Here is a 15,376-nt window from a genome sequence, read left to right on the forward strand (position 1 = left end):
GCGCGACTTTTTTTGATTCTGTACACTGCTCAATAATTCTTACCGTTTGGAGCACTTTGATGCACCATCGCCGCAACGCTGCAGTGAATCGATTTTTCCAGTGGATGGGTTTCGCGCTCGTGAGCGCTGCCCTCATTTCCCCCTCTGTGCATGCGGCAGATGTCAAAAAGCCAGGGGTCAAAAAACAGCAGGTCAGCGCAAGCAACGCGAAGCGTGCCGTGGCACCACGCAAGGTGGCCGCCAGCATCAAGCCCACGCGCGTCGCTGCCCGGACTGCCAAAGCACCTACCAAGGTGGCGTTTGTTCCAGCCAAGCCCTCTTTCGGCCAGATGGCGGGCTTGCACGAGGTCAATGATCCGCTGGACCTCAAGTCCAGCGTAGCGCTGGTGGTGGACCAAGACACCCATGAGGTGTTGCTCCGCAAGAACGATCAGGCTGTGCTTCCCATCGCCTCGCTGACCAAGCTCATGACGGGCATGCTGATTTCGCAGGCCAAGTTGCCCATGGACGAGCCTGTCACCATCACGCAGGACGATGTAGACACCGAAAAGGGGAGTCGGTCGCGTCTGACCGTGGGTACCACGCTAACGCGTGGCGAGATGCTGCACTTGGCGCTGATGTCCAGCGAGAACCGGGCAGCCCATGCACTGGGTCGTACTTACCCGGGTGGGTTGGAGGTCTTTGTGACGCAAATGAACGCCAAGGCCAAGTCGCTGGGCATGAACGATACCCACTATGTGGAGCCCACGGGTCTGTCCAGTCGTAACCAGTCCAGTGCCCGCGATCTTGCAACGCTGGTGGGTGTGGCGCATGGAGATCCTTTGTTGCGCGAGCTGTCCACTTCCCCCGGCTATGAAGTGGCGGTGGGGCATAAGACGCTTCAGTACAACAACACCAACGGTCTCGTGAAAAATCCTACCTGGGACATCGGTCTGCAGAAGACCGGTTATATCTCCGAGGCAGGGCGTTGCTTGGTGATGCAAGCCCAGGTGGCCGGGCGCAAATTGATCATGGTGTTCCTGGACTCTGCAGGTAAATTCAGTCGATTGGGCGATGCCGAGCGGGTGCGCCGCTGGGTGGAGTCGAATCCTTCGCTGGCCGCACCTTTACAGGCGGTACGGAGCAACAACGGCTGATAGGCAGACATCTCCCCACATGCGCCTGACAGGCTGGTCCTGTCAGGCGTTTTTGTTTGTAGTGCGAGTCCGTACTCGCAAATGGTCTTGGGTGAATCGGGTCAGCGGTCATCTCTTGCCTTGAATGGGTTGGGACGCGATGAGCTGGCAAGACCGTGCCGGAGGCCTGCCGCGCGTGTCCCATCCACACCGTGCAGCGCCAGCCTCGATGCCTCAATGCGCCACTGCGGCCCCGCCCATTGCGCCTTTGGCAAATGGGGTGTGGATGTAGAACGTCAACGCAATTCGGTGCGTTGGTTGGTGATTGGGTTGTGACTGGCGTCGGTACTTGGTGTATGACCCAGGGCCAGTGAAATTTCGTTCGCCGTTGCTTGCAGCTTGGGGAGCCAGCCTTCATCCAGTCTGTCAGCGGGGGCTGAAATGGACAGGCCTGCTACCAGTTTTCCCTGGTCGTCATACACACCGGCTGCCATACAGCGCACGCCCAACTCAAGCTCTTCGTTATCGCGGGCAATGCCGTATTGCCGGGCCTTTGCCAGTTCTCGCTCCAGCACGGGCAGCTGGGTGATGCTGTTGCGGGTATGGCCTGCAAGACCGGTGCGGGTGGCGTAGGCACGAACGCGCTGGGGGTCATCCAGTGCGAGGAAGAGCTTTCCTGTAGAGGTCAGGTGCAGTGGTGCCCTGCCGCCGATGGCTCGCACCACCTGCATACCCGACCGCTCACTGTAGGCGCGCTCCACATACACAATCTCATCGCCCTGGCGCATGCTCAGGTTCACGGGCTGCTGGATCAGCTTGTGCAGACTGCGCATGGGGGTCAGCGCCGCATCACGAACGCTCAGGCGTGCCTTCACCAGGTTGCCCAGCTCCAGCAGTCGCATGCCGAGCCGGTAGCTGCCAGATTCGGGGCGGTCCACAAACCGTCCGATGGTCAGGTCATTCAGGATGCGGTGAGTCGTAGAGGGGTGCAGCCCTGTCTTTTCGCTGATTTCCTTGAGGGAAATCGCCTCTTCACGAGAAGCCAGAACATCGATCAGAGTGAACATGCGCTCAAGCACCTGAACGCTGGGTTTGAGAGGGATGCTGGAATCGGTTTTTTTCATGAGCGGCTATGGTGCGAAGGCCGCTACATTTTATCTTGTGAAATGTTAACGCGTATTCAGGTGCTCGCGTGGCCGGTGTCTGATACCCGGTGCCATAGCCCATCGGTACGGATTTCGTGGGGCACAAAGCGTGCCTTGTAGTTCATCTTGGGGCTGGTTTCTATCCAGTACCCCAGGTAGACATGGGGCAGGCCCAGTGCATGGGCTTGCGCAATTTGCCACATGACGTTGTAGGTGCCGTAGCTGCAATGGGGCTCGGGTTCGTAAAACGTATACACGGCAGACAGGCCGTCATCGAGCACGTCAAGAATGGAGACCATCTTGAGCGCACCGGGTTCGCCTGATGCGTCGGTCTCGCGGAACTCCACCAGTCTTGAGTTCACCCTGCTTTGCAGCAGAAACTGTGTGTACTGGTCGATGCTGTCATGGTCCATTCCCCCGCCTGCATGGCGGCCGTTCTGGTAGCGCAGGTACAGCTGGTAATGTTCGGGCACAAAACACAGCCGTAGCACCCGGGCCTGCAACTGGCCGTGGCCTATTGCCGCGCGTCTTTGGCTGCGATCAGGCTTGAATTCGTTGACCAGGACCCGCAGCGGTGTACACGCCTGGCATCCGTCGCAATAGGGGCGGTAGGTGAACATGCCGCTGCGGCGAAACCCTTTGGTTACGAGGTCGGAATAGAGATCGCTCTGGATCAGATGGCTGGGGGTGGCGACCTGCGATCGTGCCTGACGGTCCGGCAGGTAACTGCAGGGGTAGGGGGCTGTCGCGTAAAACTGCAGGGTCTGCAGTGGAAGGTCATTGAGTTGCGTCATGCCGGATCGATCTTGGTTGGCAGCAGCTCGTTCCAGTATACGGGCTCAAATCTCCAGGGGATGGCAGGCTGTTGTCGCGCTTTGTCCACATGTACCAGGAAATCGGCGCGGGGTATTTCCCGGCCGCCCAGGGAGGTCAGGTGCCGCGTATTCTGCTGGCAGTCAATCAAGGTGATGCCATGGCGGCGGCACAGGCAGACCAAGGCTGCAAGAGCGATCTTGGAGGCGTCGGTCGCATGGGCAAACATGGATTCTCCGAACACCGCACGACCCAGTGCCAAGCAGTACAGGCCCCCTATGAGCTGGTCGTCCACCCAGGTTTCCACGCTGTGGGCATGGCCTGCTCGGTGTAAATCAGTGTAGGCGTTCACCATCTCCGGCACGATCCAGGTTCCAGCCTGGCCCTCGCGTTCCTTGGTGGCACAAGCCGTGATGACGTCGTGGAATGCGCTATCGACGCGTATTTCGCAATGCGCCTGTCTGCGAAACGCCTGCAGCCGTTTGTTCAGTGATCGATGCAGCCGAAATTCCGACACTGGCAGCACCATGCGCGGATCGGGTGCCCACCACAGGATGGGTTGCCCAGGGCCATACCAGGGAAAGGTACCCTGCGCATACGCGGCACGGAGGCTGTCCACATCCAGTGCACCACCTGCGGCCAGCAGTCCCGGCGCAGGGTCGCCCTCTCCCCACGCAAGGGTCGGGGCGGGAAGGGGGGCGTCAGGTTCGAGCCAGGGTAGTTGCGGGGGCATGCGGGTGTGTGTCGCAAAGGCACCATTGTCTGGCACGCACTGGCACGTTGCGTGGTCGGGGCGGCCAACAAAAAAGCCCCACACTCAGAAAGTGTGGGGCTTTTTCAGATTGGCTCCTCGACCTGGGCTCGAACCAGGGACCTACGGATTAACAGTCCGGCGCTCTACCGACTGAGCTATCGAGGAATGATCGGTATCTATCAACTGACTAATTAAAAGGCCCCGCTTTTTTCATGCAGGGCCTGCAAATTCTTGGCTCCTCGACCTGGGCTCGAACCAGGGACCTACGGATTAACAGTCCGGCGCTCTACCGACTGAGCTATCGAGGAACAAGACTTAGATTATATACACAAAAATTGTGCCGAATCCACAAAACTGACTGCATCGGTTCGCAAACCCACGCGCCAACCGGAAGCCGTATGGCGCGATATGCTGGGCACCCTGCTGCCAATTTGGCAGTCTGTGCCTTGTCTCCAAGCCTGTCTCATATTTCATGACCATCCACACCATTTTGAAAATGGGCGACCCCCGCCTGCTGCGCGTGGCGCAGCCTGTCACTGCGTTCGACACTGACGAGTTGCATCAGCTGGTGCGGGATATGTTCGAGACCATGGCCTCCGTGAACGGAGCCGGCCTTGCCGCGCCGCAGATTGGGGTGGATCTGCAACTGGTGATTTTTGGTTCCAATGACCGCAATCCGCGCTATCCGGATCGGCCGCTTGTGCCGCCCACCGTACTGCTCAACCCGGTGATCACGCCACTTGGGGTGGAAGAAGAGGAAGACTGGGAGGGCTGCCTCTCCGTGCCGGGCTTGCGCGGCAAGGTGCCCCGCTGGTCGCGCATCCGCTACACAGGCTTCGATCTGTACGGCGACCCCATTGACCGCACGGTAGAGGGCTTCCATGCGCGCGTCGTACAGCACGAATGCGACCACCTGATCGGCAAGCTGTATCCCATGCGGGTGCGTGATTTCACGCAGTTCGGGTTTACCGAGGTGCTGTTCCCGGAGATCAGTGCCACCGAAGACGACTGATAGAGATCCTCTCCTGGGCCTATCCCCGCGCGGTCAGGACGACAGCTCCTGCAGGAGCTCGGTCTCGATCTGGATCTGGCGGGCGTTGTTTTGCAGCTCTGGGCCCTGGATGAGAAAGGTGTCTTCCACCCGCTCGCCCAGGGTACTGACCTTGGCCAGTTGCACGCTCAGGTGATGCTGCGCCAGGATGCGTGCCACGAGATAGAGCAGACCGGCACGGTCGCTGGCCGAGATCGCCAGCAGCCAGCGCTGCGCCTTTTCGTCGGGGCGCAAGGTCACCCGGGGCGCTACCGGAAAGCTCTTGACCCGGCGTGACACCCGCTTGCGGGTGGGTTCAGGCAAAGGGCCGCCTTCCTCGATCACGCGCATCAGGTCGCTCTCGACCATGTGGGTCAGCTCGCGGTAGTGTCCGGGCTGCTCCGATGCCGAAGAGGCCACGACCTGAAAGGTGTCCAGCGCATAACCGTTGTTGGCGGTGTGCACCCGCGCATCGAGGATGCTGAAACCCACACGATCGAAGTAGCCGCAGATGCGTGCAAACAGGTCGGCCTGGTCGGCGGCGTAGACCATCACCTGCAGCCCATCACCCGCCAGCGACTGGCGGGCGCGCACCACCGGCTTGGCCGTGCCCACATGGCGCGACAGGTGGCGTGTGTGCCAGGCAATGTCGGCAGCGTCGTGGCGCATGAAATAGCTCACATCCAGCGTGGCCCACAGCGCCTTGTGGGCCTCAAAGGGCAGGGCGTTGAGCGCCAGCAGGACCAGCGCCTCGCGCTTGCGGGCTTCGATTTCGGCCGCAGCATCGGGTGCGCGGCCACCCAGGGTGCGCAGCGTGGCGCGGTACAAGTCTTCCAGCAGCTTGCCTTTCCAGGCATTCCAGACCTTGGGGCTGGTGCCACGGATGTCCGCCACCGTGAGCAGGTACATGGCCGTGAGGTTGCGCTCATTGCCCACGCGGCGTGCAAAGGCAGCAATCACATCGGGGTCGCTCAGGTCCTGCTTTTGCGCCACGGTGCTCATGGTCAGGTGCTCACGCACCAGAAACTCGATGAGCCGGCCATCTTCGCGGTCCACGCCGTGCTGGCGGCAAAAGCGCCGCACTTCTTCAGCGCCGATTTGCGAGTGGTCGCCACCGCGTCCCTTGCCAATGTCATGGAAAAGCGCCGCCACATACAAAATCCAGGGCTTGTCCCAGCCGCCCGCCAGCTGCGAGCAAAACGGGTATTCGTGTGCATGCTCCGCCATGAAGAACCGGCGTACGTTGCGCAGCACCATCAGGATGTGCTGGTCCACCGTGTAGACGTGGAACAGGTCATGCTGCATCTGCCCCACGATGCGACGGAACGGCCACAGGTAGCGCCCCAGCACCGAGGTCTGGTTCATCAGCCGCATGGCGTGCGTGATGCCCGAGGGCTGCTGCAGGATGCGCATGAAGGCATCGCGATTGACCGGATCTCGACGGAAGGCGCTGTCCATCACGCCGCGTGCGTTGTACAGCGCGCGCAAGGTGCGCGCCGACAGGTCCTTGAGTCCGACCGTGGTCTGGTAGAGCAGGAAGGTCTCCAGGATCGCAAGCGGGTCGCGGGTGTAAAGGTCGTCGCTGGCCACCTCGATAAGACCCGCCTTCTCAAAGAACCGTTCGTTGATCGGACGCGGCTCATGGGTCGATGGGTTCAGGCGCTCTTCAATGTTGAGCAGCAGGATCTGGCTGAGTTGCGACACGGCCTTCGCTGCCCAGTAGTACCGCCGCATCAGACTTTCGCTGGCCCGCATGGGCAGGCGCGAACCATCGGGTGCTTGCGAGCGGTAGCCGAACGACTCGGCCACGGCGGTCTGCAAGTCGAACACCAGCCGGTCTTCGTGCCGCCCGGCAGCCGCATGCAGACGGGCGCGAATCAGGCACAGCAGTGCCTCGTTGCGCTCGATCTGGCGCACTTCAAAGGCCGTGGCCAGGCCACTGGTGGCCAGTTCCTTCCAGTTGCTGCCCAGCCCGGCAGCCTGTGACACCCACAGGATCATCTGCAGGTCCCGCAGCCCGCCGGGCGACTCCTTGCAGTTGGGCTCCAGCGAATAGGGCGTGTTCTCGTACTTGGTGTGGCGCTGGCGCATCTCCAGGGTCTTGGCGACCAAAAACGCCTGGGGGTTCATCTGCGCGCGGTACTGGCGCTGGAATTCTGCAAACAGCGCGGCGCTGCCACACACCAGCCGCGATTCGAGCAGCGAGGTCTGCACGGTGACATCGCCCGCGCTTTCGGCAAGGCACTCGGCCACCGTGCGCACGCTCGATCCGATCTCCAGGCCCGTGTCCCAGCAGCTGCCGATGAAGCCTTCCAGCTTGGTGCGCAAGGCACTGCCGGCCTCGGGCGCCGTGCCGTCGGGCAGCAGCAACAGGACATCGACATCGGAATAGGGGAACAACTGGTCGCGCCCAAATCCGCCGACGGCCACCAGGGCCATGTCGTCGGGCAGCTCAGCACGCTGCCACAGGGCCTGCAGCAGGTTGCCCGCCAGCGACGACAGCTTGCGCAGGAGCACACGGATGCCGCGTGTCGATGCGCCGGTGGATTGCATGGCCGCCAGCAGCGCGGCCTTGTCGCTGCGGTAGGCGTCGCGCAGGGCATGGAGTTCAGTCATGGTCGGTAAGTATCGTGGGAGGCCATGAAAAAGCCATGCAAGAGTTGTGCAAGCGGCTGCCTTTTTGCGCGGGAACCGGTGGCCCGGCGCTCGCCTCAGGTCTTGGTGGCAGTCACAAAGGACGGCAACGGGGGCGAACCTGCTGACAGCGTCATCACCTCGTACCCCGTGGGCGTGACCAGTACCGTGTGCTCCCACTGGGCCGACAGGCTGTGGTCCTTGGTCACGATGGTCCAGCCGTCGTTGCCAAATTCCTTCACTTCGCGGCGGCCGGCATTGATCATGGGCTCGATGGTGAACACCATGCCGGGTACCAGTTCTTCGAGTGTGCCGGGCTTGCCATAGTGCAGCACCTGGGGTTCTTCGTGGAACTTTTGGCCAATGCCGTGGCCGCAGAACTCGCGCACCACCGAGAAGCCGTGCCCTTCGGCAAACTTCTGGATCGCGTGGCCGATATCACCCAGCCGCGCGCCAGGCTTGACCTGCACGATGCCATGCCACATGGCTTCAAACGTCAGCGCTGACAGGCGCTTGGCAGCGATCGAGCACTCGCCGATCAGGAACATGCGGCTGTTGTCACCGTACCAGCCGTCCTTGGTGATCACGGTCACGTCCACATTGACGATGTCGCCCTTCTTGAGCGGCTTGTCGTTGGGGATGCCGTGGCATACCACATGGTTGACCGAGGTGCACAGCGAAGCCGGGTAGGGCGGGTAGCCCGGTGGCTGGTAGCCCACGGTGGCCGAGATGGTGCCCTGCTGGGCCATGCATTCGGCGCCCAGGCGATCGATTTCTTTGGTGGTGATGCCGGGCTTGATGTGCGGTGTGATGTAGTCCAGCACTTCGGAGGCCAGACGGCAGGCCAGGCGCATGCCCTCGATGTCCTCGGCGCTTTTGATGGTGATGCTCATGGCGCAATTATCCCATTGGGCCCCCGGCTGCGCAGGCGGCCCGGCCATGCCCGGTAAAATGGAAGGCTCCGGTGCTGGTTGCACGCTGGCGCCCGGAGCCACCCTCTACCCCTGACACCCCCCAACAGGCCGCTACCGTGACCTTGCACATGACCACGCTGGCGGGCGGCAACGCCCTCAGCTCCTTCCGCGCCCAGCAACTTCAACCCGCCCTGGAGGCGATCCACCCCAAGATCAGTGGCATTGCAGCGCGTTTCGTGCACCTGGTCGCTACCGATGCGGCCCCCACTCCTGCAGAACAAGAACGCCTGGCCGCGCTGCTGACCTATGGCGACCCCTACGCGGGCCCTGAAGACGGCGCCGCGCTCATCGTTACGCCCCGCCTGGGAACGCTGTCGCCCTGGGCCTCCAAGGCCACCGACATTGCGCGCAACTGCGGCATCGCCATCCGCCGTGTCGAGCGCATCACCGAGTACCGCATCAGCCTGAAATCCGGCCTGCTGGGCAAGACACCCGAGCTGACGGCCGAGCAACTGGGCCAGATCGCGGCCCTGCTGCACGACCGCATGACCGAATCGGTGGTGGCCGACCGCAGCGCCGCAGCCGCCCTCTTCACCGAACTGCAGCCCGCCCCCATGGAGCATGTGGATGTGCTGGCCGGTGGTCGCGCGGCACTCGAAGCGGCCAACACCCGCTTCGGCCTGGCCCTCGCCGACGATGAAATCGACTACCTCGTGACGGCCTTCACGGGCCTGAAGCGCAACCCCACCGACGTGGAACTGATGATGTTCGCGCAGGCCAACAGCGAACACTGCCGCCACAAGATCTTCAACGCCGAGTTCACCATCGACGGCGTGGCGCAGAGCAAGAGCCTGTTCGGCATGATCCGCAACACGCACCAGCTGGCGCCCCAGCACACGGTGATCGCGTATTCGGATAACGCCTCGGTCATGGAAGGCCATCAGGTGGAGCGTTTTGTGGCAAAAATGGCCGCAAGCGCTAGTGAATCAAGCGCCAATAGCTATCAAAAAAGTAGCGTTACCCAGCATGTGCTGATGAAGGTGGAAACGCACAACCACCCCACGGCCATCTCGCCCTTCCCAGGCGCATCGACCGGCGCGGGCGGCGAGATCCGCGACGAAGGCGCCACGGGCCGCGGCTCCAAGCCCAAGGCGGGTCTCACGGGCTTCACCGTGTCCAAGCTCTGGGGCAGCACGGTGGGCAAGCCTGAGCACATTGCCAGCCCGCTGCAGATCATGGTCGAAGGCCCCTTGGGCGGCGCGGCGTTCAACAACGAATTCGGCCGTCCCAACCTGAACGGCTACTTCCGCGAGTACGAGCAGAACGTCGGCGGCGTGCAGCGTGGCTACCACAAGCCCATCATGATCGCGGGCGGCGTGGGCGTGATCGATGCAGAGCTGACCAAAAAGATCGAATTCCCTGCAGGCTCGCTGCTGATCCAGTTGGGCGGCCCCGGCATGCGCATCGGCATGGGCGGCAGCGCGGCCAGCTCCATGGCCACAGGCACCAATGCGGCCGAGCTGGACTTTGACTCGGTGCAGCGCGGCAATCCCGAGATCGAGCGCCGTGCACAAGAGGTCATCAACCACTGCTGGGCGCAGGGCGCGGCCAACCCCATCCTGGCCATTCACGACGTGGGCGCGGGCGGTTTGTCCAACGCCTTCCCCGAGCTGACCAACGACGCTGGCCGTGGCGCCCGCTTTGACCTCCGTGCCGTGCAGCTCGAAGAGTCCGGCATGAGCCCGAAGGAAATCTGGAGCAACGAGTCGCAAGAACGCTACGTGCTGGCGATTGCGCCCGAATCGCTGGAGCAGTTCAAAGCCTTTTGTGAACGCGAGCGCTGCCCGTTTGCCGTGATCGGCACGGCCACCGAAGAGCGCCAGCTGGTGCTGCATGACCCTGCTGCCACGGCCGACGACCAGAAGCTGCCCGTGGACATGCCGATGAACGTGCTGCTGGGCAAGCCGCCCAAGATGCACCGCGACGTGAAGACCGTGGTGCGCGAATTTGCACCGATGGACTTGACCGGCGTGCCGCTGCAAAAGGCCGTGATCGACGTGCTGGCCCACCCCACGGTCGCCTCCAAGCGCTTCCTCATCACCATTGGCGACCGCACCGTGGGTGGCCTGTCGCACCGAGACCAGATGGTGGGCCCCTGGCAAGTGCCCGTGGCCGATTGCGCCGTGACGCTGGCCGATTACAAGGGTTTTGCGGGCGAAGCCATGAGCATGGGCGAGCGCACGCCGCTGGCCGCCATCAACGCCCCCGCCTCGGGCCGCATGGCCGTGGCCGAGGCCATTACCAACCTGCTGGCCGCGCCCATTGAGCTGCCGCGTGTGAAGCTATCGGCCAACTGGATGGCCGCCTGCGGCGAGCCCGGCGAAGACGCTGCGCTCTACGAAACCGTGAAGGCCGTGGGCATGGAACTGTGCCCCGCGCTGGGCGTGTCCATTCCCGTGGGCAAGGACAGTCTGTCCATGCGCACGCAGTGGAATGAAGGTTCCAACAAGAAGAAGGTCACGTCGCCCGTCAGCCTGATCGTGAGCGCATTCGCCTCGCTGTCCGACGTGCGCGGCGCGCTCACTCCCCAGCTCAACGCCACCGAGGCCGATACCACGCTGGTGCTGATCGACCTGGGCAAGGGCCAGAACCGCATGGGCGGCAGCATCCTGGGCCAGACGCTGGAGCAGAGCGGTGATGTGGTGCCCGACGTGGACGACCCCCAAGACCTGGTCAACTTGGTCAACGCCGTGAACGCACTGCGCGCCAAGGGCCAGATCCTGGCCTACCACGACCGCAGCGATGGCGGCCTGCTGGCCGCAGCAGCCGAAATGGCTTTTGCAGGCCATGTGGGCGTGGCGCTCAACGTGGACATGCTGGTGACTGAAGGCGACGGCATCAGCGACAGCCGCATGGAAACCGGTGACGCCAAGAACTGGGCGCAGCAGGTCAGTGCCCGCCGTGAAGAACTGACGCTCAAGGCGCTGTTCAACGAAGAGCTGGGTGTGCTGCTGCAAGTGCGCACCGCCGAGCGCAACGATGTGATGCAGGTGCTGCGCGAGCATGGCCTGTCCAAATTCAGCCACTTCGTGGGCAAGACGCGCCCTGTGTCGTCCGAAATCGACGCAGGCAAGGGCGAACTCCAGGTCTGGCGCGATGCCAAGGCCGTGTTCAGTGCCTCGCTGGCCGACCTGCACCAGGTGTGGGATGCGGTGAGCTGGAAGATCTGCCAGCAGCGCGACAACCCCGCCAACGCCGATGCCGAGCACGCTGCAGCGGGCGAGCCCGCCGACCCGGGCCTGCACGTGCACCTGACGTTCGACGCGGCCGACAACGTGGCCGCGCCGTACCTCAACCTGGCCAAACCCAAGGTCGCCATCCTGCGCGAGCAGGGCGTGAACTCGCACATCGAGATGGCCTATGCCTTCACCGAGGCGGGCTTCGAGGCCTACGACGTGCACATGACCGACCTGCAGACCGGCCGCGTCCAACTCGAAGACTTTAAGGGCGTGGTGGCCTGCGGCGGCTTCAGCTATGGCGACACGCTGGGCGCTGGCATTGGCTGGGCGCGGTCCATCACCTTCAACCCCGTGCTGGCCGCACAGTTCCAGGGCTTCTTCGGTCGCACCGACACGTTCGGCCTGGGCGTGTGCAACGGCTGCCAGATGTTTGCCGAGCTGGCGGACATCATCCCCGGTGCACAAGACTGGCCACGCTTTACCACCAACCAGAGCGAGCGCTTCGAGGCCCGCCTGTCGCTGGTGGAAGTGCTGGAATCCCCCAGCCTGTTCCTGCAAGGCATGGCAGGCAGCCGCCTGCCGATTGCGGTGGCACACGGCGAGGGCTATGCCAACTTCAAGTACCGGGGCAACGCCGACAAGGCCATTGCTGCGATGCGCTACGTGGACAACCACGGCCGCGCGACGGAGCAGTACCCCTTCAACCCCAACGGCAGCGCGGGTGGCCTGACGGCAGTGACCACGGCCGACGGCCGCTTCACGGCCATGATGCCGCACCCCGAGCGCGTGTTCCGCAACGTGCAGATGAGCTGGACCAGCGAAGACAAGGCGCAGTACAGCGGTTGGATGCGCATCTGGCGCAACGCGCGTAAGTGGGTGGGGTAGCAGGGGGCATCCCCCTGAGCGGCTGCGCCGCTTCCCCCTTCCCTCGATTCGCTGCGCGAATCGGGAAGAGGGACGCAGCCCTCGCTGCGGGGCGGCCCTTGCTCGGCTGCCCTGGCGCTTAGGGTGCGCGGGCTCGGCGGTCTGATGGTGGCGCTATCGCGCCGGGCCAACCCTTCAAAGTCGTGTTCAGGCCGCTGTTAAGGTGCGCTGGTACATCAGCAGCCGCCCTTTGTACGCCGGCACATCGGCCAGGGCGGGGTGGTCCAGTCGCTCTTCGATCACATCGAAACGGTGCACAGCCATCTGCTTATGGAAAGTGGAGCGGTTGCCCCTGTTCGGGTCCACGATCCAGATCTGCGCGCCGTCGCCTGCGTGGTGGTCCAGAAAGGTGGCCAGGGACGCACGGGCGTCGCGTTCGTACAGCACATCGCTGCCCATGATGAGGTCGAACTGGCCTTGCACCGCGTTGGCCGGTGCTGGTGCGTCCGAGCCCCATTGACCCGTGCGGTACTTCACGGGTGACAGGCCGTTCAAGCGCGCGTTTTCCTGCAGGAACTGTTGGGCCAGAGGATGGCAGTCGCTGGCAGTGACATCGATACCGCGCCGGTGGCACACCAGGCTGGCCAGACCCAGTCCGCAGCCGATCTCCAGCACACGTTCGCCCGCCAGCAGGGGGCGGCTGGCCATGCGCTGGGCCAGCTGCGCGCCCGATGGCCACAACAGGCCGAAGAGGGGCCAGGCGGCCGATGAGATACCCAGCGCCTCGGCGGCGCCCAGCGGGTCGGCAAACTGCTGCTTGTCCAGCAGCGACTGGATGATCAGGTCTGCCGCGCCGGTGATGGCGATGTCTTCTTGCTTGGTCAGGTAGCCGGGCATGGCGGGGCGGTGAAGCCCGCAGAAGGCCCCATAGCGGGTAGTGGATGAGGGCGCGAGTATGCGCCTTGTGGCCGGGCAAGCATGCCCGCAGGCGGTGTGGGGCTATCTGCGAATGGCATGGCCGCTGCACGACGATGGGGCTTGCGCGGCGGTTGCCTGTGCGTTGCTATAGTGCGGCGCACACCGGCGGCTTGTTCGCCGCATTTTTTTGCGACTCATCCCAAGGACTTCTCATGGCCGCTGGCAGCCTGCTTGCTTTGCTCGACGATATCGCCACCATCCTCGACGATGTGGCCTTGATGACCAAGGTGGCGGCCAAGAAGAGCGCTGCCATGGCCGACGATGTGTCGGTGATGACCAAGGTGGCTGCACAGAAGACGGCGGGCGTGCTGGGGGACGACCTGGCGCTCAACGCCCAGCAGGTGACCGGGGTGCGCGCTGAGCGCGAGATTCCGGTGGTGTGGGCGGTGGCCAAGGGCTCGTTCATCAACAAGGTCATCCTGGTGCCCGCTGCGCTGCTGATCAGCGCCTTTGCGCCGTGGGCCGTGACGCCGCTGCTGATGGTGGGGGGCGCCTTCTTGTGCTTTGAGGGCTTTGAGAAGGTGGCGCACAAGCTGCTGCACGCCCAGCATGAAGATGAGGCCGAGCATGAGAGCCACGCCAAGGCCAATGCCAATCCAGCGGTGGATCTGGTGGCCTTTGAAAAGGACAAGATCAAGGGCGCCGTGCGCACGGACTTCATCCTGTCGGCCGAAATCATTGCGATCACGCTGGGCACGGTGGCCGCTGCGCCCTTCGTGCAGCAGCTCACGGTGCTGTCGGGCATCGCCGTCATCATGACCATCGGTGTCTATGGGCTGGTGGCGGGTATCGTCAAACTGGACGACCTGGGCCTGTGGCTCAACAACAAGGCCAGCAGCGCCGCGCGTGCCCTGGGATCGGGCATCCTGCGCGCAGCACCCTGGCTGATGAAGGGGCTGTCCATTGCGGGCACTGCGGCGATGTTTCTGGTGGGCGGTGGCATTCTGGTGCACGGCGTGCCTGCGTTGCACCATGCGGTTGAGGCCGCAGGCACGGCAGCGGCGCAATGGCCCGTGGGCGGGCTGTGGGCGGTGCTGGTGCCCAACCTGCTGAACGCCGTGGTGGGCATCGTGGCGGGTGGCCTGGTGCTGGCCGGGTGGACGCTGGTTCAGCGCCTGCGGGGCAAGTCCACAGCCTGATAGTGGGTATTCCTTGATCTAGGTCTAAGGGTTACTACCGAGGGCTTGAGGTAAGGCAAGGCCGGGTGGGGGCCGCAGCGGTTCAATGCATGCACGGGGGTCGTCCCCGTCCAACCGATGCGAATTACCATGAAAAAGAACCTGCTGGCTGTCGCCGTTCTCTGTGCCCTGTCTTCTGGCGCTGCCCTGGCGCAACAGGCCGAGGGCCCCTGGATGGTCCGTGCACGTGCGGTGCACCTGGACAGCGCCAACAAGGACAGCACACCGCTGGGCCTGTCGGTCAACAACAAGACCATCCCTGAAGTGGATGTGACCTACTTCTTCAACAAGAACATCGCGGCCGAGCTGATCCTGACCGTGCCCCAGAAGCACACGCTCAGCGCTGGCGGCGCAGCCATTGGCACGCTCAAGCACCTGCCCCCCACACTGCTGGCGCAGTACCACTTTGATGCCCCCGGCTTCAAGCCCTACGTGGGCGCGGGCCTGAACTACACGCGGTTTTCCAGCGTGAACCTGCCCGCGGGTGTGAGCATTGACCGCAACAGCTTCGGCCCCGCGCTGCAAGTGGGTGTGGACATCCCGCTGGCCAAGAACCTGTACCTCAACTTCGACGTGAAGAAGGTTTTCATCAAGACCGACGTGAGCGCAGGCGGTGCCAAGCTGGGCACCTTCAAGGTGGACCCCGTTCTGGTGGGCGTGGGTCTGGGCTGGCGCTTCTAAGGGCACAGGGCCCCAGGCGGGCCCTGCGTTC

The 15,376-nt window shown here is 63.4% G+C and carries 11 protein-coding genes and 2 tRNA genes; 5 read left to right on the forward strand and 8 right to left on the reverse strand.

From position 1 onward, the window contains the following. Positions 1-59: 59 nt before the first annotated feature. The gene (pbpG, locus tag IB236_RS14075; protein WP_056067362.1) at positions 60-1,136 is read left to right on the forward strand and encodes a D-alanyl-D-alanine endopeptidase; all 1,077 of its coding nucleotides are present in this window, start codon (positions 60-62) and stop codon (positions 1,134-1,136) included. 275 nt (positions 1,137-1,411) lie between these two features. On the opposite strand, the gene IB236_RS14080 is transcribed toward pbpG, so the two are convergent. The 5 genes from IB236_RS14080 to IB236_RS14100 all read right to left on the reverse strand — a co-directional run bounded on the left by IB236_RS14080 (position 1,412) and on the right by IB236_RS14100 (position 4,135). Beyond that, positions 1,412-2,239, reverse strand: a complete 828-nt coding sequence (locus tag IB236_RS14080) for an IclR family transcriptional regulator (RefSeq protein ID WP_116749561.1) — start codon at positions 2,237-2,239, stop codon at positions 1,412-1,414. Positions 2,240-2,295: 56 nt separating this feature from the next. Then, positions 2,296-3,054 carry an arginyltransferase gene (locus IB236_RS14085; RefSeq protein ID WP_192421220.1) on the reverse strand — a complete coding sequence of 253 codons (759 nt, stop codon included), beginning with the start codon at positions 3,052-3,054 and terminating at the stop codon, positions 2,296-2,298. Further along, entirely contained in the window at positions 3,051-3,806 is a 756-nt protein-coding gene (aat, locus tag IB236_RS14090; protein WP_192421221.1) for a leucyl/phenylalanyl-tRNA--protein transferase, read from the reverse strand. Before aat ends, IB236_RS14085 begins: the two co-directional genes overlap by 4 nt. Before the next feature lie 110 nt (positions 3,807-3,916). Further along, a tRNA-Asn gene (locus tag IB236_RS14095) sits at positions 3,917-3,992 on the reverse strand. A gap of 67 nt (positions 3,993-4,059) precedes the next feature. Continuing rightward, a tRNA-Asn gene (locus IB236_RS14100) sits at positions 4,060-4,135 on the reverse strand. 164 nt (positions 4,136-4,299) lie between these two features. On the opposite strand from IB236_RS14100, the gene def reads away from it, so the two are divergent. Further along, positions 4,300-4,839, forward strand: coding sequence for a peptide deformylase (gene def, locus IB236_RS14105; RefSeq protein ID WP_116749563.1), 540 nt, complete (start codon positions 4,300-4,302; stop codon positions 4,837-4,839). 33 nt (positions 4,840-4,872) lie between these two features. Here the strand turns inward: def and IB236_RS14110 are convergent, their stop codons facing one another. Together IB236_RS14110 and map are read right to left on the reverse strand one after the other, a co-directional pair. Next, positions 4,873-7,473 carry a [protein-PII] uridylyltransferase gene (locus IB236_RS14110; protein WP_192421222.1) on the reverse strand — a complete coding sequence of 867 codons (2,601 nt, stop codon included), beginning with the start codon at positions 7,471-7,473 and terminating at the stop codon, positions 4,873-4,875. Between the two features lie 95 nt (positions 7,474-7,568). Next, the gene (gene map, locus IB236_RS14115) at positions 7,569-8,384 is read right to left on the reverse strand and encodes a type I methionyl aminopeptidase (RefSeq protein ID WP_056067376.1); all 816 of its coding nucleotides are present in this window, start codon (positions 8,382-8,384) and stop codon (positions 7,569-7,571) included. A gap of 137 nt (positions 8,385-8,521) precedes the next feature. Here map and purL point away from each other — a divergent pair, with 137 nt between their 5' ends. After that, positions 8,522-12,529 (forward strand): phosphoribosylformylglycinamidine synthase, encoded by a 4,008-nt coding sequence (purL, locus tag IB236_RS14120; RefSeq protein WP_192421223.1) that lies wholly within the window; start codon positions 8,522-8,524, stop codon positions 12,527-12,529. A 186-nt stretch (positions 12,530-12,715) separates the two neighbouring features. On the opposite strand, the gene IB236_RS14125 is transcribed toward purL, so the two are convergent. Continuing rightward, entirely contained in the window at positions 12,716-13,405 is a 690-nt protein-coding gene (locus IB236_RS14125) for a methyltransferase (RefSeq protein WP_192421224.1), read from the reverse strand. A gap of 233 nt (positions 13,406-13,638) precedes the next feature. Between IB236_RS14125 and IB236_RS14130 the strand changes: the two genes are divergently transcribed. Further along, a complete protein-coding gene (locus IB236_RS14130; RefSeq protein ID WP_116749567.1) occupies positions 13,639-14,625 on the forward strand; it encodes a DUF808 domain-containing protein in 987 nt (328 codons plus the stop codon). Between the two features lie 129 nt (positions 14,626-14,754). Continuing rightward, the gene (locus IB236_RS14135) at positions 14,755-15,345 is read left to right on the forward strand and encodes an OmpW family protein (protein ID WP_015013729.1); all 591 of its coding nucleotides are present in this window, start codon (positions 14,755-14,757) and stop codon (positions 15,343-15,345) included. The last annotated feature ends 31 nt before the right edge of the window (positions 15,346-15,376 follow it).

Origin of the sequence: Acidovorax sp. ACV02 (genome assembly GCF_014851475.1) — a bacterium.
GTDB lineage: Bacteria > Pseudomonadota > Gammaproteobacteria > Burkholderiales > Burkholderiaceae_C > Acidovorax > Acidovorax delafieldii.